The organism is Streptomyces sp. NBC_01276 (assembly GCF_041435355.1).
Lineage (GTDB): Bacteria > Actinomycetota > Actinomycetes > Streptomycetales > Streptomycetaceae > Streptomyces.
Window position 1 is genome coordinate 647885 of sequence record NZ_CP108442.1, and the last position, 25549, is coordinate 673433.

The window sequence follows — 25549 nt, forward strand, 5'->3', positions numbered from 1 at the left end:
GAGGGGCTCCGGCGCGGCGCGGCGCCGCGGGAGCACGGGCGAGGCGACAGGGGAGGGACCTGCGGTGCGGCGACGCGTGGTGGTGGGTGTGAGCGGGAGCAGCGGAAGCCTGACGGCCCTGCAGCGGGCGGCCGCGGAGGCACGGTGGCGCGGGGCGGAGCTGCGGGTGGTGCTGGCCTGGCAGGCGCCGGGCGGGGGTCCGGGGTCCCGTACGTCCTGCGGCGGCTCCCTCGTGTACGCCGAGTGCCGGGCGGCCGCGGTGAAGCGGCTGCGGGAGGTCCTCGACGGGGCCTTCGGAGCCGCGGGCCCGGGTGTCGCCCTGGCCGGGCAGGCGGTGCGGGGCACCCCCGGGGCCGCCCTGGTCGACGCCGCCCGGGACGGGGACGACCTGCTCGTGGTCGGCGCCGGCACACGGGGGCGGCTGCTCGGCGCCCTGCGGCCCTCGGTGGGCCGCTACTGCCTGGCCCACGCCCCCTGCCCCGTCCTGGCCGTGCCGCCGAACCCGCTCCAGGCCCAACTGGACGCCCTGCACCGGCGCAACGCGTGGCACGTCCCGCTCGACACGCGGGAGCTCATGCCCTGAGCGGTGCGGTGGGCCCCGCACGGGGTGCGCATGGGGTCCGCCGCGGGTCTCTTCGGCCGGGGCCGCGTCGACCCGGGGCCGCCGCAAGCGGTTTCCGTACGCCGGGCCGTGCCACCGACCGGTTCCGGCCGTTCTGCCCGTGCCGGGAGCCCGGAGCCGGGGCCGGGGCCCGACCGGAGGCGTTCGCGGGCCGGGGCCGGGGCCGCCGGCAGGTCGGCCAGATCGCGTTGCTCCGTCCTCGGGGCTGCTGTGTACTCACTCCTCCAGCTCCCCCGGACCCCGCGCCGGCCCTCCCTCCACGACGGGGTGAGGGCAGCTTCGCCGTGCCGGAATCCGGGCCGAACTGGCCCTGCCCGCAGGCGAGTCGAAGGAGAACCGGCATGTCCGAGAAGCAGCACCGGCCCGGGAAGCAGGCCGTGGCCACCGCCGCGCCCGTCCCGCCCGCCCCGCCGGAGTTCACGTTCAGGTGGGGCCGGCACAGCAAGGCCATGGAGCGGCTCTCGCTCGCGCAGATGGCCCGGCGCGTCCCGGCCTCCCTCACCCACACCGCCCGGCTGGCGTGGGCGGTGAACCGGACGGCCTTCGCATGGCTGGTCTGCGCCCAGGTCCTCGGCGGGCTGTGCACGGCCGCCGCCCTGGCCGCCGTCTCGAAGGCCATGGGCCCCCTGCTGACCGGTGGCACCGTGGAGCAGCGCGTCTCGGCGGCGTCCTGGCCGCTGGCGGCCGCCGCCGCGATGACCGCGCTCGGGGCCCTGTCCTCCATCGCGGCAGGGAGCGCGGCTCGCCGGCTGACCCCCGGCATGTGCACGATCGCCGACCTCGCCATGGTCGACGCCCACATGGACGTGGACCTCGACTGCTACGACGCCCCGGACTTCTCCGAGCGTTCCGAGGCCGCCGAGACCGGATCGGCCCGGTCCTCGATGCTGCTCCAGGACGCCCTCGGGTTCACCGGCGGCCTGATCGACCTGCTCGCCGTGGCCTCCGTGCTGTCCGTGGTCCATCCGGTGCTGCTGCCGCTCCTGCTGCTGTCCGTGGTCCCGCGCGGGCTGGGCTCCGTGCACGCCGCCCGGCTCGACCACGCCCTGCACAACGAGACGATCGCCTCCCGCAACATCCGCAACATGATGCGCTGGCACCTGACCACGCCCAAACTCGCGGACGAGCTGCGCGGCAACAGCATGCGGGCGTACGCCCACCACTGGTACGCGGCGGTCTGCGAGCGCATCGACTCCAGGATGACCGGCTCGGCCCCCCGCTACCTCGTGGTGTACCTCGTCGCCGCCTGCGCCTCCGGGCTGTTCACCGCCCTGACGTGGCTGTCGCTGGGCGGGCTCGTGGTCGGCGGGTACATGGCGCTGGGCGCCGCCGGTACGGCGATCGTCGCGATGCGGACCTCCACGGCCGCGCTGTCCTCGCTGGTCGTGTACGGGGCGGCGATGTTCCAGCACGCCCTCTACCTCGGGGACTACACCGCCTTCATCGCACAGGCGGCCGAACGTTCGGGGCCGCGCGGCCCCCAGGCCATGGAGGCTCCCGAGAAGATCCGGCTGGAGGAGGCCGGGTACACCTACCCCGGCAAGGACACCCCGGCGCTCGGCCCGGTGTCGCTGACCCTGAACCGGGGCGAGGTCGTCGCCGTCGTCGGGGAGAACGGGGCCGGGAAGTCGACGCTGGTCCGGCTGCTGACGGCGCTGACGGCCCCGACGGCGGGAACCGTGTCCTGGGACGGGGTGCCGACCTCCGACGCGGACCAGCGCTCGGCCTGGACCCACGTCGGGCTCGTCACCCAGTCCTACGGGTACTGGCCCTTCTCCGCCCGCGAGAACATCACCCTCGGCCAGCCGGGTCCGCGCGGTGAGGAGGCGGTCTGGGAGGCGCTGGGGGCCGTCGGCATGAAGGAGGTCGTCGCCGGCTTCCCGCAGGGCCTCGACACCCTGCTGGCCCGCTCGCTGTGGGGCGGTCACGAGCCGTCCGGCGGCCAGTGGCAGCGGCTGGCCTGCGGGCGGGCCTTCCACCGGCGCCCGGCGCTGCTGGTCATGGACGAGCCGACCTCCGCGATGGATCCGCGCGGCGAGCACAGGGTGTTCTCGGGCCTGCGGGAGACCAAGGACGAACGGATCACGGTGATCGTCACGCACCGCATGGAGAACTGCCGCCTGGCGGACCGGATCATCGTCCTCGACGGCGGCCGGATCAAGGAACAGGGCAGTTTCGAGCAGCTGCTGGCCGTCGAGGGCGGCACGTTCCGGGAGCTCTACGAGCTGTCCCAGGACCGGTAGCGCACGGCGGCCCGCCGGCTCCGGGCCGGGCGCGGGGCGGGTGCGGAGCCGATCGGGGCGTGGGGCCGGGCAGGGCCGTTCATTCCTGCCCGGCGGTCTTCGACTCCGCCTCCGCGGCCGCCAGGACCCGGGCCCGGCCGGTCACCACCGCGGCGGCGGCGAGGGCGCTGGCCCCGAAGGCCAGCGCCACCGTCCACGGCTGGTCGAAGTGGTGGCCGGTGGCGTGGTCGACGGAGTAGCGGCCCGGTCCGGCGAGGCCGACGGCTGCCGCCGTGAACCCGAGGAAGGCCGGGTACTCGAATCCGCCGCCCTGGTTGAAGAAGCCGGCCGGGGCGTGCACGGACACCGCTCCCGCCATGGCCCCGGCCGCGGCCGCCCCGGCGGCCGGGGTGGCCAGCCCCAGCATCAGCAGCGCCCCGCCGCCCGCCTCCCCCAGGCCCGCGGCGATCGCGCTCTGCCGGCCCGGCCGGAAGCCCATGCGTTCCATCGCGGCCGCCGTCCCGGTCAGGCCCGCGCCGCCGAACCACCCGAAGAGCTTCTGCGCCCCGTGGGCGACGAGTACCGCGCCGGTGCCGGTGCGGAGCGCCAGCAGAGCGAGGTCACGGCGGTTGATGCAGGTCATCAGGGTCTCCCGGTGGGTGCGCGGACAGACGGGCGGGCACGCGGGACGCGGCCGCCCGGGGCGGTCCCGGCATCCCTATCCGCTCCCGGCGCCGGCGCCCCGGCCGGTGCCCGCAGATCCGCCATACGGGCCCCCGGTGCACGTTCGGCCACGGGTCGTCCGATTGACGACCGGTCATCACGCTCCGGAGACGCTAAGATCACGGCGTGGTCACAGCCCGCGCGCAGCACCTGCCGCCGGCCCGCCGGCCGGCGGGTCTGCTGCACCTGCTCGGGCTGGCCCTGCTGCTGCTCGGCCTGATCTGCACGCACGGCGCCCACGCGCCCGGCGCGTCCGCCCACCCGGCCGCGGCCGCCTCCGTGTCGCAGGCCTCCCCCGCCGACGGCCACGGCCCGTCCCACCCGGCCGACGAGTGCGCGCCCGTGCCGCCCCGGCAGGGTTCGGTGGTGGACGCCCCGGCCTCCCCGTCGGCGGCCGTCACCCGGTGCACCCCCGAGGTCCGCCGGGGTCTGCCCGGGTGCGACCCGGCCGGCGCGTCCGGATCCGCCCCGGCCCGTACGGCGGCGCCGCCGGTCCTGCGGGTGTAGACACCGCAGCCCTCCGTACGGCGACCCGCGCGCCCCGGTAGCCGTACCGGCCGGTCCACGCGCTCCCCACGCGGGGCGCCGTGACCCCGGCCCGTGCCCGGCCGGCCCCTGCCCGCAGCCGGTCCGTTCCCGGTCCGCGTCCGACCGGCCCCGGCCCGTCCCCCGGCCCGTCCCCGCGATCCGCCGCCGCCCCCGCCCGTACCGGGCCGGGGGTGCCCGCCGCACGGAGGAACCGTGTCACGCCGTCCCCGCGTACCCCCGGCCCGTCCGGGCCCGCCATGGGCATCCGCCGTACTCGGCGCGGTGCCCGTCGTCCTGCTCCTCGCGGCCCTCGTCTGCTTCCCCCACCTCCTCGACGGCGCCGGGGCTCCCGGCGGCGCTCGGCACGAGGCCGTCTCCGCCGGGTCGCGGGCCGCTGGAGCCGCGCCGCAGTCCGGGCCGACCGCGCCTGAAGGACGGCCGCATCCGCATCCGGAGCACGGTTCCTCCTGCGCCGCCGTCCCCGGCACGGCACGTACGGCTCCGGGCCCGGCGCCCGACGGCGGCGGGCAGGCGGCGCGCGGCCTGCCGGGCCGGGGTGCCGGAACCCGTGCCGCGCCGACGGCGCCGACCCGCTCCGCGGGTGCTCCGCGGGCCCGTTCCGGCCGCTCCGTCCTGACCAGCGTCTGTCGATGGCGGCTCTAGTCCGCTCCCGTAGTTCCCTTCGCAACGGCTGACGCATGCCCAACGGCCGGGCCCCGCCCCGGCCGAGGTCGGCATCCCCATGAGCGACCACCCGAAGCACCATCGAACGAGAGCGGAACCATGCATTCTTCGGCCACCGACGTGTCCCAACCCGCCGACCCCGCCCGCGCCGGCCTCTCCGGGCTGGTCGGAAACACACCCCTGCTGCGCGTGTCACAGCCCCTCGCCCCGCAGGGGCGCGGCTTCTGGGCGAAGCTGGAGGGCTTCAACCCCGGGGGCATCAAGGACCGCCCCGGCCTGCACATGGTCGAGCGCGCCCGCGCCCGCGGGGAGCTGCTGCCGGGGGCCCGGATCATCGAGTCCACCAGCGGCACCCTGGGCCTCGGTCTGGCGCTCGCCGGAATGGTCTACGGGCACCCCGTCACCCTCGTCACCGACCCCGGCCTGGAGCCTTCGATGACCCGGCTGCTGACGGCGTACGGGGCCCGGGTCAACGTCGTCCGCGAACCGCACCCCACCGGCGGCTGGCAGCAGGCCCGCCGGGACCGCGTGGGCGAGCTGATGGGACGTCACCCCGGCTCGTGGTGCCCGGACCAGTACAACAACCCCGACAACACCACGGCGTACACCCCGCTCGCCCTCGAACTGGCCCGCGAGCTGGGCCACATCGACGTCCTGGTGTGCAGTGTGGGCACCGGCGGGCACTCCGCGGGCGTCTCGCGCGTCCTGCGGCAGCTCTACCCCGACCTGACGCTGGTGGGCGTGGACACCGTGGGCTCCACCATCTTCGGGCAGCCCGCCCGGACCCGGCTGATGCGCGGCCTGGGGTCGAGCATCTACCCCAGGAACGTCGCCTACGAGCAGTTCTCCGAGGTCCACTGGGTCGCGCCGGCGGAGGCCGTGTGGGCCTGCCGTCAGCTCGCCGCCTCCCACTACGCGGCCGGCGGCTGGAGCGTCGGCGCCGTCGCACTCGTCGCCGGCTGGCTGGCCCGCACCCTCCCGGAGGAGACCCGGATCGCGGCGGTGTTCCCCGACGGGCCGCAGCGTTACCTCGGCACCGTGTACGACGACGACTACTGCGCCGCGCACGGCCTGCTGGACTCGCCTCCGGCCGGCGAGCCCGAGGTGATCGGCAGCCTGGACGAGAAGGAGGTCACGCGCTGGACCCGCTGCGCCCGTGTGGTGGACCCGCTCACGCTGCGCGGGGCGGAGGGGCGGACCCGATGAGGACCACCCTCGCGCAGGTGCGTTCGTACGAGCGCAGCGTCCAGCTGTTGATGGTCAACCAGTTCACCATCAACCTCGGTTTCTACATGCTCATGCCCTACCTGGCCACGCACCTGGCCGGCCCTCTCGGGCTCGCCGGCTGGACGGTCGGGCTGATCCTCGGGGTGCGCAACTTCAGCCAGCAGGGCATGTTCCTCGTGGGCGGCACGCTCGCCGACCGCCTCGGCTACAAGCCGATGATCATCGCCGGGCTGGTGCTGCGCATCGCCGGTTTCGCGACCCTGGGGCTGGTCGACTCGGTGCCCGCGCTGCTCGTCGCCTCCGCGGCCACGGGCCTGGCCGGGGCCCTGTTCAACCCGGCCACCCGGGCGTACCTGGCGGCCGACGCGGGTGAGCGCCGCGTCGAGGCGTTCGCGCTGTTCAACGTCTTCTACCAGGCGGGCATCCTGCTGGGGCCGCTGGTGGGCATGGTGCTGACGGGCGTGGACTTCCGCGTCACCTGCCTGGCCGCGGCGGGCATCTTCGCCCTGCTGAGCGTCGTACAGATCCGGGCGCTGCCCGACCGGCGGGGCAACGACGCCGAGGACCGGACGGCCGGACCGCGCGAGGGCGTGCTCGCGCAGTGGCGCCGGATCCTGGGCAACCGGCCGTTCCTGCTGTTCTCGGTGGCCATGATCGGTTCCTACGTGATGACCTTCCAGGTCTACATGGCGCTGCCGCTGGAGGTCCGGCGCCTCGGCGGCGAAGGCGCGTTCGGCACGGCCGCGGTGGCGCTGCTGTTCGCGGTCTCGGGGCTGAGCACGATCCTGTTCCAGACGAAGGTCACCGCCTGGTGCAAGGCGCGGATGGCGCCGGGCCGGGCGCTGACCTGGGGGCTGCTGATCATGGGGACGGCGTTCCTGCCGCTGCTGGCCGCCACCGCGCTCCCGGTGGTGGGGCCGGGGCCGCTCGCACGGCTGCTTGCGGCCGGGCCGCCGGCACTGTCCGCCCTGCTGCTGGCGGTGGGGACGATGGTGGCGTACCCCTTCGAGATGGACACCATCGTCCGGCTCTGCGGGGACCGGCTCGTCGCCACCCACTACGGCCTGTACAACACGGTCTGCGGGGTGGGCATCGCGCTCGGCAACCTGCTCACGGGCGCCGCGCTGGACGCGGCCCGGTCCGCCGGGATGTCCGCACTCCCGTGGCTGGCGCTGTTCGCGCTCGGCCTCGGCTGCTCCGCGGCGGTCTACGGCCTCCACCGCTCGGGCCGGCTCGCACCCCCCGTACCGGCCGGGGCCCGGGCCGGTGCCCTGACCGGCTGACCGGCGCGCGCCCCGGTCCGCCTCCCGGAAAGGCGGTGGACCGGGGCGACCGGGCCCGGGGGCTCCCGCCGCGCGGAGCCCCGGGGCGGCGAGCAGAGGGCTACGCCCTGCGGAGACGGTCGATCATGCCATCGATGTCGCGGATCATCAGGTAGTCGCGGATGATGTGGCCGCCCGGCTCCTCGTACCACTCGTGCGGGATGCCGGCGCGGCCGAGGGCGTCCCGGAACTCCCTCTGTCCGGCCAGTACCTGGGTCTCGTTGAAGGTGTCGAAGGCATTGGTGCGGTCGGGGCTGGTGCCGGCGACCAGGAAGATCCGCTTGTTGCGGTAGCTCTCCAGCCGTTCCATGGGGTTGTCTGCGGTGACGCGTGCCTGGTCCCAGGGCGCGCCGTAGATCGTGCCGCCCGCGAGGTCCTTGACGGCGGCGGACACGTTGGCCCAGTGGACCACCGCGCCGCCGTCGCGGCGCACGCTGGCCGGGCCGGAGTGGGAACTGACCGAGGCGAAGTGGCCCCAGTACTTGGCCGCGTACTTCAGCGCACCGAAGCCGCCCATCGAGAACCCGGAGACGGCGCGGCCGTCGTACTCGGCGAACGTGCGGAAGTTCTGGTCCACCCAGGGGATCAGCTGGTTGATGTGGAAGCTCTCCCAGTTGCGGGGGCCGACGAAGGTGCTGACCGGGTTGGAGTACCAGCCCGCCTGTCCGCCGTCGGGCATCACCACGATGATCGGCTTGCCCGCGGTCCAGGCACGGACTCCGGCGACGTCGAAGGTGATGAAGTCCTGGAGGCCGCCGTGGAGGAGGTAGAGGACGGGGTAGGTGCGGCCGCTGGTGTGGTAGTCGTCGGGCAGCAGGACGTTGACGGCGGGCTGCCAGCCGATCTCGTTGGTGGCGAAGCGGTAGTACCACATGCGGGGGTCGGCCTCGCCGCGGTCGACGATGTGCAGCCCGGCGGCGTCGCCGACGGCGCCGGCCGCCGTGGCGGAGGCGAGGACGCCTCCGGCACCGAGGGCCACGGCGGCGGAGAGTCCGCCGACGGTCCGCAGGACGCTCCTGCGGGTGGGGCGCTGCTCGTTCACGAAATCCTCCATCAGTCGTTGGTGGTCCAGGTGCCCCTGGCCGGGTTCCAGTGGATCGTGGCGTTCTGGAACTTCTGGGCCTTGCCGTTGCCCGCCTCGTCCGTCTCGTCGGTCACCGGGTAGCCGAAGACCCGCTCGTTGCCGCCCGCGCGGAAGGCCTCGTAGATCGCTCCCTGGACCGGGTGCGCTCCGGTCTGCGCGGACCACAGGAACAGCGCCTTCTCGAAGAACTGGTACCTGCCCCGGCTGCCGCCCGGCGACTGGCCGGCCTCCGCCTCGTCCGTCGTCGGGAAGCCCCAGCGGCGTTCCGCGTCGGTGGCCCAGAAGCGCGCGAGGATGTCCCCGTACACGGCGAACGCGGCGTCCGGGTGCCAGATGACGATGCCGTTGCGGAACGCCTGGAAGCGCCCGCCCATCATGGAATCGCGTTCACCGGCGACGGGTTCCCCGAGGGGGCCGCCCGCGCCGCCGAGGGCGGCGAACTTCGCCCCGATGGAGCCGTACGGCATCAGGTCGTCCAGCTGGCCGTACCGGCGCGGGGTGAATCCCCGGAGCCCGTCGTTCCATACGCGTTCCTCGGGAACGTGGCCGAAGTCGTACGTCTCGCGCACCACCGGCCGCGTGTGGGCCTCGTCGGCCCAGCGGACGAAGAGGGCGACGTGGTCGGTGCCGCCCGAGTCACGCAACAGGGCGTCGCCGGGCTGGAGTTCGTTCGCGGGAAGGTCGGAGGTGACGTTCCACAGGGTCCAGGTGGTCAGGGACGAGTCCAGGCGCCAGGCCATCGACACGTAGCCCGAGCAGTCCGGCCGGTAGCAGCCGAACTGGTTCTCGTGACAGCCGCTCTGGCTGTACGGCACCTGCTCGGCGATCCACGACCAGGCCCGGTCCATCACCTCGCCCCGCCCGATGGACCCGCCGCGCGGGGCCGCGACGGCGGCCTGCGGCGAGGAGAAGGAGATCGCGAGGGCGGCCAGGGCCAGTACCATCGCCCCGATCACACGCTGGAGGGTCGACGCTCTCATGGCTGTCTCCCGGTCAGTTGTCGGTGGTCCAGGTGCCCCTGGTCGGGTTCCAGTGGATCGTGGCGTTCTGGAACTTCTGGGCCTTGCCGTTGCCCGCCTCGTCCGTCTCGTCGGTCACCGGGTAGCCGAAGACCCGCTCGTTGCCGCCCGCGCGGAAGGCGTCGTGGATCGCCCCGTGCACCACGTGCGCGCCGGTCTGCGGGGACCAGAGGAAGAGGCCCCTCTCGAAGGTCTGGTACCGGCCGCGGGTGCCGCCCGGCGACTGGCCCGCGTCGGCCTCGTCCATCGTCGGGAAACCCCACTGCCGTTCGGCGTCGGTGGCCCAGAAGCGCGCGAGGATGTCCCCGTACACGGCGAAGGCGGCGTCCGGGTGCCAGATGACGATGCCGTTGCGGAACGCCTGGAAGCGCCCGCCCAGCAGGGCGTCCTCCTCGGCGCGTACGGGATCCCCGAGGGGCCCGCCCGCGCCGCCCAGGGCGTCGAACTTGGCCCCGATCGAGCCGTAGGGCTGGAACGCCTCGTCCCGCATCTGCCGGGCCACGCCCTCCGCCTGGGGGTAGCGCTCGGGGTAGGCGGAGCGCTGGACGGCCTGGGCCAGCTCGCCGGCGCTGCTTCCCTCCATGCCGGGCTCCATCTGCTGGGCCACCTCGAAGAACTTGTTCGCCGCGTAGTCGACGTCGAGGACCTGCTCGGGCGAGCCCCAGCCCTGGGAGGGCCGCTGCTGGAAGACGCCGAGCGAGTCGCGGTCCCCGCAGTTCAGGTTGTTCATGCGGGACTCCACCCAGCCGGTCTCGAATCCGGCGAGCATCACCTTCTCGGACACGCCGCGCCGTTGGCCGACCTCGTACACCTTGCGGGTGACCGCGATGTCCCGCTCGGGCGGTATCGCGCAGAACATCTCGGCGGTCGCCGGGTGCCCGAGGGGTCCCGGCACACCGGGCGGCGTCGGTCCCGCCGCCCGGGCCGGGCCGCCCAGGGTGGTCGCGGTGGTCAGGGCCAGCGCGAGCGCCAGCCCCCGTCCCGCGTGTCGTACGGCCGGTCCAGGCACCTGTGTGCTCCTTCGTGAGGGGATGTCAGGGGGGTCAGAACCAGCTCTGGTAGGGGGTGTCGTTGCACGCCCACGTCCGGAAGCCCAGGGAGCTGTCGTCGATGCACCGGCCGGTGGCCTGGTTCTGCAGGCGGATGCTGCCGTCGCCCCAGACCTTCACCCACCAGCTCTGCTCCGGACTGGAGTTGCAGCTGCCGACGGTGCGGAACCCGTTGTCGGTGTCCTCGACGCAGCGGCCCGTGTTGACGTTGCGCAGCTGCCGGGATCCGTCGCCCCAGACGTGCACGGTCCACATCTGCGGGTTGCTGCCGTTGCAGCTCCAGGTGCGGAACCCGTTGGAGGTGTCGTCCATGCAGCGGCCGGTCGCCTGGTTGCGGAAGCTCTGGACGGCGTCGGCCGGGCGGGCGGGGGCCGCCGAGGCGGCGGGCGCCGCGGCCAGGGCGGTGAGGGAGGCGAGGGCGGTGAGGGCAAGGGCCTTGCCGGGCAGGGGGGTTCGTGTGACGCGCATCGGTGCAGTTCACTTCCATCCGTGAGGGGACCCGCGCCCGCTGCCGACGGGCGTGGGCTCGGTCCGCGGACCGGCAGACGGCAAGCTAGCGGCGGGGCGCGGGGCGGGGGCATCCGCAACGTTCCGGAGTGACGGCGGGGAGCGCGGGCCACAGACTCGGGGCAGCCGCCACCCGCGCGGAGGGCTCCTCGGTGCGGGAACCCGTCAGCCGGCGGGGGTGGGGCCGGGGCATTCGGGGACGGCGGGGCGGTCCTTGGTGCGCACGGCCGGCAGCCAGGCGGTGGGGCGGGCCGCGTCCCCGGGCAGGCGGACGCGGAACCACTCGACGGACACGGCGTCCGATTCGTCGATGATGGGCATCCCCCGGGGGAGCAGGCACTCCACGGCGAGGACCTGCCCGTCCCACACCCGGGTGGCCACGACGTTGTCGGGGGTGTAGGCCTTCAGCGGGTCGATCGCCAGGCCGAGGCTGCACCGCGGGTTCCGGTCCGTCCGGTTCCGGCATCCCTGCTCGGCGTTGAACACCCGCAGGCTGCCGGTGACTTCGGCCCGGGCGGCCGCGGGTGACGCGTCGCGGGCCTGGTGGGGCCAGAGTGCGACGGCCGCCCCGCACACGGCGGCGCCGGCCAGGAGGGCGGCGCGGGCCCGGCGGTGGAGCCGGCGTGCGGGCGGGGGTGGGGAGGCCGGGTCCGTGACGGCCGGTCCCTCTGCCCGCCGGTCGGCGGCGATGCGGCGGAGCAGGGACTCGGCGGTGTGCGCGGCGCGGGCCTCGTGGGTGGGCGCCAGGCAGTCGGCGGCCAGCTCGCGCCAGAACGGCGGTACCGCGTGGTCGGTGCGCAGCGCGGCGCGGCCCTCGGCGTACTCCTGGGCCGCCGCGGCGCGCGCCATCGAGGTGGCGCCCGGGAAGGGCGGGGCGCCGCCCGCGAACACCTCGTGGATCACGATGCCGAGCGCCCAGACGTCGGCGCTGGGCCGGACCTGGACGCCGTGTTCGCCGAGCGGTGCCCGTCGGCGCTCGGGCGGGAGGTAGTCCAGGGTGCCCATCGGGGGCGCGTACCCGTGGGTGCCGTGGGTGCCGGTCAGTTCGGTGGCGAGGCCGAAGTCGGCGAGCTTGACCGAGCCGTCCGGCATCAGCAGGACGTTGTCCGGCTTGAGGTCCCCGTGGACCCAGCCGCTGCGGTGCAGGTGGGCCAGTCCCTCGCAGATCCCGGTGATCAGGCGGGCCCCTTCGGCCACGGTCACCGGGGTGGCGAGCCGGTCGCGCAGGCTGCGTTCGGCCCGCTCCATGACCAGCACGATCGCGCCGTCCAGGTACGGGTGGCCGGGTTCGCTCAGCACGAAGGAGTCGAGCAGGCGGATCAGCCGGGGGTGTCCGGCCCTGCGGGCGAGCTCGACCTCGCGCCGGGCGGATTCGGCGATCGCGCGTGCCTGGCGGGGTGCGAGGCCGCCGGTCGGCAGGACCTTCAGGGCGACCTCCCCGGGCGGGCCTCCGTCCGCCGCGCCCGCGGTGTCGGGGGTGGCGGCCGTGCCGGGCGGGGCCGTCGTTGCGGGCGGGGCCGTCGTTTTCGCGGGAGGGGCCGTCGTCGCGGGAACCGCCGCCATGCGCGCGGTGCCGGGTGTGGCGTCGGCCGCCCGCCGGCCCGCATGGACCGTTGCCCAGCCGCCGGCTCCGATCGGGCCGGTGACCTCCCACGCTCCGACGCGGTGGCCGCGCGGCAGCGCTTCGCCGCGGTCACTTCCCGAGGCGTCGGCCGGGCGCTGCACCCTCTCCTCCTCCGGCCCGGGGCGGCAGCAGCGCGAGGTGCTCCTCCCGCACCAGCCCGAACCGCAGCGCGAGTCCGACGAGCGACTCCCGCTTGCCGTTGCGCCGGGGGCCCCTGCCGGGGCCGGTCTCGGCGGGGGCGCTGATCCGCGTCTTCTCGTCGGCGAGGTAGTCGATGTGCGAGGTGACCGCGCGGGCCGTCAGCTGCGCGCAGCCCGGCAGTCCCGCGAGCCGCTCGACGATCTCGGGGGTGGTGGGCACCGCGACCGGGGACTCGTCACGCAGCCGCGGTTCGCAGAGCGCGACCAGGACGAGGAAGTAGATGGCCGTCTCGTCGAGGGAGTACGCCGTGACCGTGGGGCTCCCCCAGGAGCCGCCCGTACCGGCCGGGTCCAGGTAGACGTGGTCGGGCGCGAACACCTGGAAGGAGACCGTGGCCTCCCCGCGGGTGGGCAGCACGACCCGCGAGAACTCGAAGGGGATCGGTGCCCCGGCCCGTCGCGGCGGCACCCGCAGGTACTCCCCGGCCCCCTCCGGGTTCTCCACCAGGTAGCTCTGGGTCGTGCTGTGGTTGCTGAGCTGCCAGTGGTCGTCCGTCACCCGGATCTCCCCGGCCAGCCGGGAGATCGCCGCGTCGACGAGGCGGAGTTCGACGGGGGTGGTCTCGGAACCCCGCCCGAAGCGCGCCGATTCCCCCGGCCCCAGCCGCAGGGTCACCGCGTCACCGCTCCCCCGCGGCAGGTGGATCAGTACCCCGCTCACTGCCCCCTCCTTGCTCCGTGTCACCGGTCGTCACGCGGCGAAGGGTACACAGGCCGGACGGGGGCTCCCGGGGGCGCTTTGGCTGCTTTCGTAGCCCCGCGTGCCGTCCCGCGCGGCCCGGCCGACCGCGTCCCCGGTGCCCCGCGCGGGCCCGCCGCCGCCCCCGGCGCCGCCCGGCGGGGCCGGGCCGGGGGCCGGTCCCGGCCGGGTCGGGTCGGGGACCGGCCGTCGGCGGCGGGCGGCGCCCCGGCCCGGCGCGGCGCGTCATCGCTGGTCAGGGGCCGGATCGGGGCCGCCCGCCGGTCCGCCTCGGACGCCGGGTCCCGCGCCGGCGGGCCGGGGCGTAGACGGGAAGGGGGCTCGGACCCGTCGGGTGCGCCGTCCCCCTCCCCCGGCCACCGGGCGGGCCGGGCGGCGACCCGGCGCAGGCCCCGGGGTCGGCCGGAACGAGCCCGGGACTGGCGGTTTTCCGGCGGGAACCGCGTCAACGCCCTTGACGTCGAGGCCGGTTCCGGCCCTGCGCGGCCGCCCCTCCGCCAACTTCTGGCCGGAAGACCCGCGGAGCGCTATGATCACCGCGATGACCACCGAAACCCTTCACAGATCGGGGGTCCCGTCCACGCAAGGTGAGCGCTGATGCTCACTCACGACGTGTACGGGGATTCCCGCCTTTCCCTCTGGCTGCGCGTGCGCGAGTTCGCCGTGCCGGCCACCATGATCGAGACCGCCACCACCCGCCGCCGTGCGGGCGACTGGGCGGGCGCCTGCGCCGCCGCGGGCATCGATGTCGACCTGGACCTGCGCCGACTGGCGCGCACCCACGGCCGTGACCTGGCGGCGCGGATCCGTGCGGACCTGCGCCATCTGGCTCCGGACCTGTTGCGCTGGCACCTGCCGCGGGTCGCTCCCGACGGGCTGCTGCGTCCCGGGCTGACCCTCACGCTGGCCCGGTACGAGGGCGCGGGGTACGACGGTTCGTGCCCGGTGCACCTCGTGGTGCGGACGCCTCCCGCCTGGGCGGACGGGGGCCAGCGGTTCAGCCTCGCGCTGTACGACCGCTCCCGCCCCGAACCCGGTGAACCACGCCATCCCCACCCGCGCCCCGACCGGCGGTTCCGCCTCGACCTGCACCGCCACCTCTGGGACGCGCGCCGCAGCGACGAGTTGCGGATCCGCGCCGGAGCGGGCGCGCCGCCGGCCGGTGGTGGTGCCGTCGCGCGTCCGGAGCCGCCGGTAACGGTCCCGGACGGGCACCGCTTCGCCGTCGGCCGGTGGGCGGCCGAGGCCGGGATCCTGCTCCGCGCCGAGGGGCGCGCCGCCGGAGCCGTCACCGTACGGCTCGGCATGCGTCGGCACCTGCTCCTCGACCTGGCTGCGGACGGGGACGGCTCCGGGCCGCCCGCGCTCCGGATCACGACCGTGTCCGGGGACGCCGCCGCCTCCGTGACCGGGGACCGCGACGCGCGCGTCCTGCCCGTCCTGCCCGACGCGGCGACCCGGGTGCCGCCCGACCTGGAACTGCTGCGTGCCGGACTGATCGAGGCCGGCCGGCTCCACCCCCTGGTCGCGTCCGCCCTGGAGCCCGGGTACACGCCGGCCGGCCCTCGGCGGGACCCGTACCCGCCCGGCGGGCCCCGGCTCGTCGAGTGCCGGGGCGCCCGGCACCGGATCGGCCCGGTCGGCGGGGTGCTGACCGCGCTGGACCACGGTCCGGACGAGATCCGGCGCGAGGAACTGCTGGTGGCGCTGGGCGGGACCGCGCTGCCCTGCCTGCGCGCCATCGACGAGGCGCACCGCCGTCCCGACTGCCTCACCGGCGTCCGCGAGCGCCTCGACCACGGGGACACCGCCGGCGCGCTGGCCGTCGTGGAGGGGCTCCTGGGCCCCGACGCGGTGCTGCGGGGCGGCGCCCTGCGGGACGAGCTCCGGGCGGCGGCGCAACGGCGCCTCACGTACGGACTGTTCCGGGCGGGCCTGGCCGGGCCCGGGCCCGGCCGCGTCCTCGACGGGCGGAGCCGTCCGCGCGGCCACCGCCCACGACCCCGTCTCGCGACGGCCCGCTGACCCCTCCGGCCGGGGTCCGCCGTACCAGCCCTCCCCGCCGCACCCCTGCTTCCGCATGCCCGCCCGCCTGCCCGCCCGTCTCCCGCGAACCCACAGGTGATCGATATGTCCGTACTGTCCTCGCACGCCCCCTCCCCCGTCCCCGTCCGCACCGCCCCCGCGGAGACCGGCCCGGCCGCCCCGCCCGCCCGGCTCGACGTCGCCGGTGACCTGCTGGCCCTCCTGCGCGAAACCACCACCGAACCCCGTCCCGACGTGCAACTGGAGGCGCTGACGCTGGCCGTGGCCGCCGACCTGCCCGTGCTGCTGTGGGGCGAGCCGGGGATCGGGAAGACCGCCGCCCTGACCCAGCTCGCCACGGCCCTGGACCTGCCGCTGACCACGGTGATCGCCAGCGTGCACGAGCCGTCCGACTTCTCGGGACTGCCCGTCATCGGCGACGACCCCGCCGTCCAGGGCGTGCCGATGGCACCCCCGGACTGGGCCGTGCGCCTGGTGCGGGCCGGCCGGGGGCTGCTGTTCCTGGACGAACTGTCCACCGCGCCGCCCGCCGTCCAGGCAGCCCTGCTGCGCCTGGTGCTGGAGCGGAGGATCGGCGCGCTGCAACTGCCGCCCGGGGTACGGATCGTGGCCGCCGCCAACCCGAGGGGCTCGGCGGCCGACGGCTGGGAGCTGAGCCCGCCCCTGGCCAACCGGTTCGTCCACCTCCAGTGGACCCACGACCACGAGGTCGTCGTACGCGGTCTCGGCGGGACCTGGCCGCGCGCGACCCTGCCGACGCTGGACCCCGTACTCCTGCCGGAGGCCGTGGCCTTCGCCCGCCGCGCGGTGTGCGGACTGCTCACGGCCCGGCCCAAGCTGGTCCACCTGCTGCCCAGCGGCGAGGCGCGCCGGGGCGGCCCCTGGCCGTCGCCCCGGAGCTGGGACATGGCCCTGTGCCTCACCGCCTTCGCGACGGCCGCCGGTTCCTCCCGGGAGGTGCTCTCCCTGCTGGTCCGGGGCACCGTGGGAGACGGCCCGGGTCTGGAACTGCTGGCCTGGCTGGACCGCATGGACCTCCCGGACCCGGAGACGCTGCTCGCGGACCCGGCCGGCGCCGCGCTTCCGGAACGGGGGGACCTGCGGCAGACCGTGCTCGACGCGGTGGTGGCCGCCGTCCGGGCGCGCCCCGAGCGGTCCCGCTGGGACGCGGCGTGGACGCTGCTGGTGCGGGCGCTGGAGACGGGGGCCCCGGACCTGGTGGTGGTGCCGGCGACGACCCTCGCCTCGCTGCGTCAGGAGGACTGGGACGTGCCACCGGCGATCGAGCGGCTCGCCGGGGTGGTGACGCTGTCCCGGCGCGCCGACCGGGCAGCGGCCCGGGTCGCGGGCCGGGCCGACGCGGAGGCCGGCGCGTGACCGGGGGACCCAGCGGGACGCTGGACCTCGACAAGCTGTTCGCGGCCCGGCTGTACGCCGTACGGGCCCGGCCCTACCTGGCGACGGCCCTGTTCGCCCTGCACGTCGTGGAGTCGCCGCGGGTGCCGACGATGGCCGTGGACCGGCACTGGCGGTGCTACGCCTCGCCCGGGTTCGTGGAGCGCACCCCGGTGGAGGAGCTCGCCGCGGTGTGGGTCCACGAGGTGTCGCACCTGCTGCGCGATCACCACGGGCGCGGTGACCGGCTCGCGCGGGAGCACGGGCTGACCGGGCCCGGGGACCGGCTGAGGATGAACATCGCCGCGGACTGCGAGATCAACGACGACGCCTTCGGTGACGGGCTGGTGGCACCCGAAGGGGCCGTCACGCCGGGGAGCCTGGGGCTGTCCCCCGGGGAGCTGATGGAGGACTACCTCCGCCGGTTCAGCCTCGGAGCGGGCACCCTGCACCTGACCTGGCTGGACTGCGGCAGCGGGGCCGACGGACTGGACCGTGAGTGGGACCTGGGCCCGGACGGCGCGCACGGGCTCAGCGAGCAGGAAACGGACGCGGTCCGCTTCCGGGTGGCCCAGGGCATCGCCGGCCGCCCGGGCAGGGCCTCGCGGGGCTGGCGCCGGTGGGCCGACGAGGCGTTCCACCCGCCGCAGCCGTGGCGGGAGTTGCTGGGGGCGGCGCTGCGTTCGGCCGTCTCGGGTTCCGGCGCGGGCGAGGACTACACGTACGGGCGGCCGTCGCGGCGTTCCGCCGGGGTGCCGGGCGCGGTCCTGCCGAGTCTGCGGCGCAGGCCGCCCCGGGTCTGCGTGATCATCGACACCTCCGCCTCGGTGAGCGACGCCGAACTGGGCAGCGCGCTCCTCGAAGTCACCGCGATCTCCCGGGCCGTGGGCGGCCGCCGCGACCTCGTCACCGTGGTGGCGTGCGACGCGGCGGCCCGGGTGGCGGACCCGCTGTGCCATGCCGAGGGGTTCGCGCTGGTGGGCGGCGGGGGCACCGATCTGCGCGCGGGTTTCGCCCGCGCGCTGCGCACGGCCCCCCGGCCGGACGTGATCGTGGTCCTGACCGACGGGCAGACCCCGTGGCCGGCGGACCGGCCCGGGTGCCGGACGGTGGTGGGCCTCTTCCCCCGGGGGGCTTCGTGGCGGGAGGACGATCCCGACTACGTTCCGGACGCGCCGCCCGCGTGGGCCCGGGTGGTGGAGATCGGCTAGCGCCCCGGCCCATGCGGGGTCGAGCGGCGGAGGAGGGTTTCAGCCGCGGGCGCAGGCGGGGCACAGCCCCCGGTAGGTGACCTGCGCGCCGGACACGGTGAAGCCGAACCGTTCGTCCGCCGGCAGCTGGGCCAGCGGGTCGCCGGTGGGGTGGACGTCGCGGATGAGTCCGCAGCCGGAGCAGACGAGGTGCTCGTGCGGCCGGTGGGCGTTGGGGTCGTAGCGCTTGGCCCGGCCGTCGGTGGAGACCTCGACGACCTCCCCGAGGGAGACCAGCTCGCCCAGGGCGTTGTAGACGGTCGCCCGGGAGATCTCGGGCAGCCGCTCCACCGCACGGGCGTGCACCTCGTCGGCCGTGAGGTGCACGTGGTCGCCGTCGAGGACCTCCGCGACCACCCGTCGCTGGGACGTCAGGCGCCAGCCGCGCTCTCTCAGGCGTTCCAGCAGGTCACTCATGTCGGCTCACCCGTTCGGGTCGGCCGGATGTCCGGAACGTGGCGACGGTCGTCCGGGATCCGGGAGGACAGGGTCTTGGTGTACTTCTTGACTTGGATTCCGTCCATCGTAGGATCGGATTCGTAGATAGCCAAGGGACAGGAAGACTCCAGAGCGGCAGGAGATCGGATCCGTGACGGACCACCGCCGAGGAGCCGTACGGCGTCGGCCCGCAGGTGCGGGCCGCCCGTTCCCCCGCGCTCGACCGTCCGCGCCGTGGCCCCCGTGACGTCATGGCGGCCGACGGGCACGAGCCGGTTACCGGGGCCCCGCGCCCCGGACCCTTCACCCGCATGCAGTTTTCGAGCGTTGTGATCGACCAGGTCCGGAAGGATTCCCATGTCTGAGAACCACGATGCAATCGTCACAGAGGCGAAGTCGGAGGGCCCGGGCGGCTGCCCGGTCGCCCACGACCGCGCTCCGCACCCGACGCAGGGCGGAGGCAACCGCCAGTGGTGGCCCGAGCGGCTCAATCTGAAGATCCTCGCCAAGAACCCCGCCGTGGCGAACCCCCTCGGTGAGGAGTTCGACTACGCGGAGGCCTTCAAGGCCCTCGATCTGCCCACCGTCAAGCGGGACATCGCCGAGGTGCTCACGACCTCGCAGGACTGGTGGCCGGCGGACTTCGGCCACTACGGCCCGTTCATGATCCGCATGGCCTGGCACAGCGCGGGCACCTACCGGATCAGCGACGGCCGCGGCGGCGCCGGGGCCGGCCAGCAGCGCTTCGCGCCCCTGAACAGCTGGCCGGACAACGGGAACCTCGACAAGGCCCGCCGCCTGCTGTGGCCGGTCAAGAAGAAGTACGGCCAGAGCCTGTCCTGGGCCGACCTGATGATCCTGACCGGCAACGTCGCCCTGGAGCAGATGGGCTTCGAGACCTTCGGCTTCGGCGGCGGCCGCGCCGACGTCTGGGAGCCGGACGAGGACGTGTACTGGGGCCCCGAGACCACGTGGCTCGACGACGAGCGCTACACCGGTGACCGCGAGCTGGAGAACCCCCTCGGCGCGGTCCAGATGGGCCTCATCTACGTCAACCCGGAAGGCCCCAACGGCAACCCGGACCCGCTCGCCGCGGCCCGCGACATCCGTGAGACCTTCCGCCGGATGGCGATGAACGACGAGGAGACGGTCGCCCTGATCGCGGGCGGTCACACCTTCGGCAAGACCCACGGCGCGGGTCCGGCGGAGAGCGTCGGCGAGGACCCCGAGGCCGCCCCGATGGCGCAGCAGGGCCTGGGCTGGAAGAACGCGTACGGCACCGGCAAGGGCGCCGACGCGATCACCAGCGGCCTGGAGGGCATCTGGACGAACACCCCGACCACCTGGGACAACAGCTTCTTCGACATCCTGTTCGGCTACGAGTGGGAGCTCTTCAAGAGCCCGGCCGGCGCGAACCAGTGGCGGCCGAAGGACGGCGCCGGGGCCGGTACCGTCCCGGACGCCCACGACCCGTCGAAGAGCCACGCCCCGACGATGCTGACGACGGACCTCTCGCTGCGGATCGACCCGGCGTACGAGCAGATCTCCCGGCGCTTCCACGAGAACCCGGCGGAGTTCGCCGACGCCTTCGCCCGCGCCTGGTTCAAGCTGACCCACCGCGACATGGGCCCGGTCGTGCGCTACCTCGGCGCCGAGGTCCCCTCCGAGACGCTGCTGTGGCAGGACCCGCTGCCGGCGGTGACGCACGAGCTCGTCGACGCGTCGGACATCGCCGCGCTCAAGCAGCAGGTCCTCGCCTCGGACCTGACGGTGTCGCAGCTCGTTTCGGCCGCGTGGGCCTCGGCGTCCTCGTTCCGCGGCAGCGACAAGCGCGGCGGCGCCAACGGCGGACGGGTACGCCTGCAGCCGCAGGTCGGCTGGGAGGTCAACGAGCCCGACCAGCTGGCCGCGGTGCTGCGCGTCCTGGAGGGCATCCAGAGCTCCTTCAACTCCGCCCAGGGCGGCGGCAAGCGGATCTCGCTCGCCGACCTGATCGTGCTCGCCGGCGCCGCCGCCGTGGAGCAGGGCGCCAAGGACGCCGGCTTCGACGTGGTGGTCCCCTTCACCCCGGGCCGCGCGGACGCCACGCAGGAGCAGACCGACGTGGAGTCGTTCGCCGCGCTGGAGCCGGTGGCCGACGGGTTCCGCAACTACCTCGGCAAGGGCAACCGCCTGCCGGCCGAGTACCTGCTGATCGACCGGGCGAACCTGCTGAACCTGAGCGCGCCGGAGCTGACGGTCCTCGTCGGCGGCCTGCGCGTGCTGGGTGCGAACCACCAGCAGACCGCGCACGGGGTGTTCACCACCACCCCGGGGTCCCTGACCAACGACTTCTTCGTCAACCTGCTCGACCTGGGCACGACGTGGACGGCGACGTCGGGCGACCAGAACACCTTCGAGGGCCGCGACGCCTCCACGGGTGCGGTCAAGTGGACCGGCACCCGCGCCGACCTGGTCTTCGGGTCGAACTCGGAGCTGCGGGCCGTCGCCGAGGTGTACGCGAGCGACGACGCGAAGGAGAAGTTCGTCAAGGACTTCGTCTCCGCCTGGGACAAGGTCATGAACCTGGACCGGTTCGACCTGGTCTGAGTCCGAGGTCCGGGCCGGCCCGCCGCGGCCGGCCCGGGCACGGGCCCGGACCCCTCACCGCCGTGGTCACACGGCGGTGAGGGGGGCCGCGCCGAAGGAGACGTCGAAGCGGTCGCACCAGATGGTGACGCTGGTGTACTCGGCGGGGTTCACGCCGGCGGGGATCGCGTAGTTCTGATCGCCCTTGTTCCCCTTGAGCCCGCCCAGGCTCAGGTGCTTCCCGTCGTCGAACACGCGCCAGCCCGCGACGCCCTCCTTCACCGGCGCGTCCGTGATCCAGACCCGCAGGTCGGGGCCGCTGCTCGTGTCCAGGCCCTCCAGGCGCAGGGTGTGGCTGCCGTCGGGGAGACGGATGATCCTGGCCGTGCCCGTGGTGGTGTGCTCGTGGCTGATCAGCGTGCCCCGGGCGACCGTACGGGGTTCCGCGGGAGCGGACCGCGAGGAGGCCGGGGCGGGCCCGGCGACCGGAAGGGCATCGCGGACGGTGTCGTCCTGCCACAGCCTCCACGGCTGGAACCAGTAGAGGCCGGCCCCCAGCACCGCCGTCACCGCGATCAGTACCGCGACGACCGCTCCCCGGCGCCGATTCTTCGTGGCCACCGCACTCCGCCTTCCCTCGCTGTTCCGTCTCCCGCCATTGAACGGCGCCGGCATCCCCGGGGACAGGGGCGCCGCGATGACGGAAGTCTTACGGAGGCCGGCGGGGATCCCGGCGGTCTTCCCGATCGTGCGCCTGCCCCGCCGCAACGGGGACGACCACCAGGGGGACGGCCTCATCGGCCACCCCGGCGCGTACGCGGGTGCCATCACCGTCCCGCCCCGGCTCCTCGGCTTCGGCATCACCCGCGCGGTGCGCCCCGTACGCGGCACACGGGCCCGCCGGAACCGGGCCTGACCCGCCCCCGCCGCAGGGCGGCCCCGCGGAATTCACCCGAACGGCCGCGCTCCGGTGTCCCCCTCCCGGGCGCCGCCGAACGATGGGACTGCCTGCCGGAAGCGGCGTCCCTCGGTCCAAGGAGCATTCAGTGTCCCAACAGAGCACCACCCCCAGGTCTCCCCAGCCCCACAGCGCCAGCGGCGCGTGGGCCGCGGGCGGCACGATGTTCGCCGCCGTGCTGCTGCTGGTGGACGGCGTCCTCGGCGTGATCAAGGGCATCTCCGGAATCGCGCAGGACGAGGTCTACACGCGGCTGGGTTCCTACGTGTTCAAGTTCAACGTCCAAGCGTGGGGCTGGATCCACCTGCTGCTCGGCATCGTCCTGCTCATCGTCGGCGCCGGTCTCCTCAAGGGCGCGGGCTGGGCACGGGTCATGGGTGTGGCGCTGGCCTCCATCAACGTGATCTTCGACTTCATGTGGCTGCCCTACACGCCACTGTGGGCGCTCGTCTCGATCGCCGTCTCCCTCTTCGTCATCTGGGCCCTGTGCACGGACAGCGGCCGCACCAGCACCCGTACCGCCTGACAGTGCCCCGCCGTGCCGCCGATACGGGCCCCGCTCGCCGGGGCCCGTATCCGTGCGCCCCCGGAACACCACCCAGTGGCCGCGGGCTGCCGGCCGCCGCGCGGGACCTGTCCGCCGGAGACGGGGAGCTGCGGGCCGCGGTCGACGCCGTGGAACCGGAACGGTACTGAGGCGCTCGCCCGAGGAGCGGCTCGGCCCCGTCTCGCTCCCGGTCGCGGCGCTCGTCATCACGCCGCTGCAGACCGGGAGCGGTGCGCACGATGTTGTACAGGGTCTGGGGCATGGAAGGCCCCGTGAACGGGGACGCTCCCGTGCATGCCATGACCAGCACCGTCCCGAGGGAGAAGATGTCACTGGCCGGGTCCAGCGGGGCTCCCTGGGCCTGCTCGGGCGACATGAACCCGGGCGAGCCGACCAGCCGGCCCGCGGTGGTCAGTTCGCTGCCGTCCTCGCCGTCGGCCGCCCGCGCGATCCCGAAGCCGATCACGCGGGGCCCGTCATCGGCGAGGAGCGCGTTCGACGGCTTCAGGTCCCGGTGCACCAGGCCGGCCCGGTGGATGTCCCCGAGGGCCGTGGCCAGTCCCGCGGTCATCCGCAGCACCGGTTCCTCGGGCAGCGCGCCGATGGCCGCCACGCTTGCTGGAGTGATGGTCGGGTACCCGCCGACCGTTACCGGGTCGGCCTCCTCCAACCGCTCCATCCTGTCCCCCAACATCAGACGAGCCGTCAGGAGAGGGTCTCCGCTTGCCGGTCGGGCCGGGCAGGACGCCGTGGCGGGGACCCGGAGTTCGTCCCGGGTTCGCCTACCGGGCGCATAGCGCACACCGGTTGGTCTCGCGGGCCGGGGAGACCGGTGCACGAACCCTTCCAGCAGCTCTCGTACGTCGTTGAGGGAGTGTCCATGAACGGACTGGGCCGGCGCGTCTTCCTGACCGCGGCGGGGGCCGTCGGCGTGCGCGCCGTCACGGGTACCGCCGCCGCGGCCACCCGGGCGGCGCTCGACACCGTCAGCGGAGCCGGGTACGTGGACGTGCAACTGCTGAACATCACCGATCTGCACGGCTACTTGAGTGCCCCGCCCGCCCGGGATTCCGTGATCACCGGAGCGGGCGGGCAGACGTACACGGTGGGCGGGGTCGCGTACATGGCCACCCATCTGCGGCGGCTGCGGGCCGGACGCGCCAACTCCTTCTTCTTCGCGCCGGGCGACCTCTTCTCGGGCTGGGAGTTCCCCGCGTTCGCCCTGTCCGACGAGCCGACCATCGAGGCGCTCAACCTGATGGGGCTCGACTTCGCGACGGCCGGGAACCACGAGTTCGACCGCACTCCCGGATTCCTCGTCCGGCACATGGAGCAAGGCCTGCCCCACGAGGGCGAGGGGCGCACGAACACGTTCCCGGACTCGCGCGGCAGGCGCTTCCACGGCGCCGACTTCCGCTACTACAGCGCCAATGCCGTCGCGGGACCGGGCGGGGCGACCGTGCTCCCGCCGTACCACGTCGAGTGGGTGAGCGCCCCTGGCGGACGGCGGTTGCCCCTCGGCTTCATCCACCTCACCGCCCTGGGCACGGAGCGGTTCTCCAACTCCTTCCAGCCGGGCCTGGCCACGCTCGACGAGGTGTCCGCCGCGAACCGCTGCGCCGCCGAGCTCAAGGCCCGCGGGGTCAACGCCATCGTGCTCAGCATGCACGACGGCGCGGTGGCCGGATCCGCGTTCGACTCGGGCAGCGACCCGAGCGGGCCGGCGTACGACCTGGCGCTGCGCGTGTCCGCGGACATCGACGCGATCGTGACGGGGCACTGGCACTGCGCCTTCACGATGATGCTTCCCGATCCCTCCGGGCGGCTGCGGCCGTTCGTCGAGGCGGGCTGCCACGGCCAGATCGTCAACGAGATCACCCTGCGCCTCGATCCCGTGACCGGTGCCGTCGCCCGGGAGCTGACCACGTCGACCAACCACCCCAACACCCGTGACGTCGAGCCCGATCCGGAGATGCGCAAGGTGGTCGACTACTGGCAGGGGTACGCCACCCGGTACGCGGGCACGACGATCGGCCGACAGCGGGCCTCGTTCCGCCGCGCCCTGTCACCGGCCGGGGAGAGCACGATGGGCAACCTGGTGGCCGACTGGGCGCTGTGGGCCTCGGCTCAGCCGGCGGACTCCTTCGACACCAGCCCGCATCCCGAAGGGGACGCCGCGGACCTGGCGTTGATCGCGCTGGCCCCGCGGACCGGCCGGAGCCTCATCAACACGGACCTGCTCCTCGGGTCCGCCACGGAGGATCCCGTCACCTTCGAGCGGGCCTGGCGGGCGGTCGGGTACGGCAGTCCCCTGGTCACGGCGTCGGTCACCGGACGGCAGCTCCACGACGCCCTGGAACAGCAGTGGGCGCAGGACGCGCAGGGCCGGCTGACGTACGCGCCGCTCGCGGTCTCCGCCAACGTACGGTACTCCTTCGACGCCTCGGGGCCGGCCGGTGACCGGGTGGCGCCCGCCGACGTGCTCATCGGGGGCTCCGCGCTGCGCCTGGACAGCACGTACCGGGTGGTGACGTCCTCGTACACGCTGACCGGGCAGGACGGGTACCCGGCGCTCGGCGGGTTCCGGGATCCGGCCCGGCACCGGCGGGACACGGACAGCTTCGTCGCGTACGTCGCCGCCCTCGGCACCCTGCGGGCGGTGCCGACCGGCCGGGTCTCGGCGAAGGGCGGCGCGCTGGCGGCCGGCCGGCCGGGCCGGCTGGTCCCGCTCGGGGAACCGCTGCCGTCGGTGCCGCCTCCCGTGGCGGCCGCCGAGGCCGCAGCGGGCTCCACCGGGGGCCGTCCGGTCTGCTGAGCGCTTCGTAAGGCACGGGTT

At 74.7% G+C, this 25549-nt stretch carries 23 protein-coding genes; 12 read left to right on the top strand and 11 right to left on the bottom strand.

Annotation, left to right across the window (positions count from 1 at the left end):
* Positions 1-64: 64 nt before the first annotated feature.
* Positions 65-583, top strand: a complete 519-nt coding sequence (locus OG295_RS02740) for a universal stress protein (RefSeq protein ID WP_371675343.1) — start codon at positions 65-67, stop codon at positions 581-583.
* A gap of 380 nt (positions 584-963) precedes the next feature.
* The gene (locus OG295_RS02745; protein WP_371675344.1) at positions 964-2865 is read left to right on the top strand and encodes an ATP-binding cassette domain-containing protein; all 1902 of its coding nucleotides are present in this window, start codon (positions 964-966) and stop codon (positions 2863-2865) included.
* Between the two features lie 79 nt (positions 2866-2944).
* Here the strand turns inward: OG295_RS02745 and OG295_RS02750 are convergent, their stop codons facing one another.
* Entirely contained in the window at positions 2945-3487 is a 543-nt protein-coding gene (locus OG295_RS02750; protein ID WP_371675345.1) for a DoxX family protein, read from the bottom strand.
* Positions 3488-3693: 206 nt separating this feature from the next.
* Between OG295_RS02750 and OG295_RS02755 the strand changes: the two genes are divergently transcribed.
* Positions 3694-4074: a hypothetical protein gene (locus tag OG295_RS02755; RefSeq protein WP_371675346.1), complete on the top strand. Its 381-nt coding sequence runs from the start codon at positions 3694-3696 to the stop codon at positions 4072-4074.
* A gap of 237 nt (positions 4075-4311) precedes the next feature.
* Here OG295_RS02755 and OG295_RS02760 read toward each other — a convergent pair whose 3' ends face one another.
* Positions 4312-4461: a hypothetical protein gene (locus OG295_RS02760; protein WP_371675347.1), complete on the bottom strand. Its 150-nt coding sequence runs from the start codon at positions 4459-4461 to the stop codon at positions 4312-4314.
* Between the two features lie 417 nt (positions 4462-4878).
* Between OG295_RS02760 and OG295_RS02765 the strand changes: the two genes are divergently transcribed.
* Together OG295_RS02765 and OG295_RS02770 are read left to right on the top strand one after the other, a co-directional pair.
* Complete coding sequence (locus OG295_RS02765; protein ID WP_371675348.1) at positions 4879-5985, top strand: PLP-dependent cysteine synthase family protein; 1107 nt, start codon at positions 4879-4881, stop codon at positions 5983-5985.
* On the top strand, positions 5982-7289 hold the full coding sequence (locus OG295_RS02770; protein WP_371675349.1) for an MDR family MFS transporter: 1308 nt from the start codon (positions 5982-5984) through the stop codon (positions 7287-7289). The genes OG295_RS02765 and OG295_RS02770 overlap by 4 nt, the downstream gene beginning before the upstream one ends.
* Positions 7290-7389: 100 nt before the next feature.
* Here the strand turns inward: OG295_RS02770 and OG295_RS02775 are convergent, their stop codons facing one another.
* The 6 genes from OG295_RS02775 to OG295_RS02800 form a co-directional block, all read right to left on the bottom strand.
* Complete coding sequence (locus OG295_RS02775) at positions 7390-8370, bottom strand: alpha/beta hydrolase (protein ID WP_371675350.1); 981 nt, start codon at positions 8368-8370, stop codon at positions 7390-7392.
* A gap of 11 nt (positions 8371-8381) precedes the next feature.
* On the bottom strand, positions 8382-9392 hold the full coding sequence (locus OG295_RS02780; RefSeq protein WP_371675351.1) for an LGFP repeat-containing protein: 1011 nt from the start codon (positions 9390-9392) through the stop codon (positions 8382-8384).
* 13 nt (positions 9393-9405) lie between these two features.
* Positions 9406-10440, bottom strand: coding sequence for an LGFP repeat-containing protein (locus tag OG295_RS02785; RefSeq protein WP_371675352.1), 1035 nt, complete (start codon positions 10438-10440; stop codon positions 9406-9408).
* A 34-nt stretch (positions 10441-10474) separates the two neighbouring features.
* Complete coding sequence (locus OG295_RS02790; RefSeq protein WP_371675353.1) at positions 10475-10948, bottom strand: RICIN domain-containing protein; 474 nt, start codon at positions 10946-10948, stop codon at positions 10475-10477.
* Positions 10949-11152: 204 nt separating this feature from the next.
* Positions 11153-12712, bottom strand: coding sequence for a serine/threonine-protein kinase (locus OG295_RS02795; RefSeq protein ID WP_371675354.1), 1560 nt, complete (start codon positions 12710-12712; stop codon positions 11153-11155).
* Positions 12681-13472 (bottom strand): serine/threonine protein kinase, encoded by a 792-nt coding sequence (locus tag OG295_RS02800; RefSeq protein ID WP_371675355.1) that lies wholly within the window; start codon positions 13470-13472, stop codon positions 12681-12683. The genes OG295_RS02795 and OG295_RS02800 overlap by 32 nt, the downstream gene beginning before the upstream one ends.
* 636 nt (positions 13473-14108) lie before the next feature.
* Between OG295_RS02800 and OG295_RS02805 the strand changes: the two genes are divergently transcribed.
* The 3 genes from OG295_RS02805 to OG295_RS02815 all read left to right on the top strand — a co-directional run bounded on the left by OG295_RS02805 (position 14109) and on the right by OG295_RS02815 (position 18163).
* Positions 14109-15536 (top strand): hypothetical protein, encoded by a 1428-nt coding sequence (locus tag OG295_RS02805; protein ID WP_371675356.1) that lies wholly within the window; start codon positions 14109-14111, stop codon positions 15534-15536.
* A gap of 105 nt (positions 15537-15641) precedes the next feature.
* A complete protein-coding gene (locus tag OG295_RS02810; RefSeq protein ID WP_371675357.1) occupies positions 15642-16934 on the top strand; it encodes an AAA family ATPase in 1293 nt (430 codons plus the stop codon).
* Positions 16931-18163, top strand: coding sequence for a VWA-like domain-containing protein (locus OG295_RS02815; RefSeq protein ID WP_371675358.1), 1233 nt, complete (start codon positions 16931-16933; stop codon positions 18161-18163). The genes OG295_RS02810 and OG295_RS02815 overlap by 4 nt, the downstream gene beginning before the upstream one ends.
* Before the next feature lie 39 nt (positions 18164-18202).
* Here the strand turns inward: OG295_RS02815 and OG295_RS02820 are convergent, their stop codons facing one another.
* Positions 18203-18619, bottom strand: coding sequence for a Fur family transcriptional regulator (locus OG295_RS02820; RefSeq protein WP_371675359.1), 417 nt, complete (start codon positions 18617-18619; stop codon positions 18203-18205).
* A 378-nt stretch (positions 18620-18997) separates the two neighbouring features.
* On the opposite strand from OG295_RS02820, the gene katG reads away from it, so the two are divergent.
* Positions 18998-21229 (top strand): catalase/peroxidase HPI, encoded by a 2232-nt coding sequence (gene katG, locus OG295_RS02825; protein WP_371675360.1) that lies wholly within the window; start codon positions 18998-19000, stop codon positions 21227-21229.
* Positions 21230-21295: 66 nt separating this feature from the next.
* On the opposite strand, the gene OG295_RS02830 is transcribed toward katG, so the two are convergent.
* Positions 21296-21829, bottom strand: coding sequence for a DM13 domain-containing protein (locus tag OG295_RS02830; protein WP_371675361.1), 534 nt, complete (start codon positions 21827-21829; stop codon positions 21296-21298).
* A gap of 76 nt (positions 21830-21905) precedes the next feature.
* Here OG295_RS02830 and OG295_RS02835 point away from each other — a divergent pair, with 76 nt between their 5' ends.
* On the top strand, positions 21906-22124 hold the full coding sequence (locus tag OG295_RS02835; RefSeq protein ID WP_371675362.1) for a hypothetical protein: 219 nt from the start codon (positions 21906-21908) through the stop codon (positions 22122-22124).
* 130 nt (positions 22125-22254) lie between these two features.
* Entirely contained in the window at positions 22255-22692 is a 438-nt protein-coding gene (locus OG295_RS02840; RefSeq protein ID WP_371675363.1) for a hypothetical protein, read from the top strand.
* Here OG295_RS02840 and OG295_RS02845 read toward each other — a convergent pair.
* Complete coding sequence (locus tag OG295_RS02845) at positions 22640-23407, bottom strand: serine/threonine-protein kinase (RefSeq protein ID WP_371675364.1); 768 nt, start codon at positions 23405-23407, stop codon at positions 22640-22642. The genes OG295_RS02840 and OG295_RS02845 overlap by 53 nt on opposite strands.
* Before the next feature lie 186 nt (positions 23408-23593).
* On the opposite strand from OG295_RS02845, the gene OG295_RS02850 reads away from it, so the two are divergent.
* A complete protein-coding gene (locus OG295_RS02850; RefSeq protein WP_371675366.1) occupies positions 23594-25528 on the top strand; it encodes a bifunctional UDP-sugar hydrolase/5'-nucleotidase in 1935 nt (644 codons plus the stop codon).
* Positions 25529-25549 lie beyond the last annotated feature (21 nt).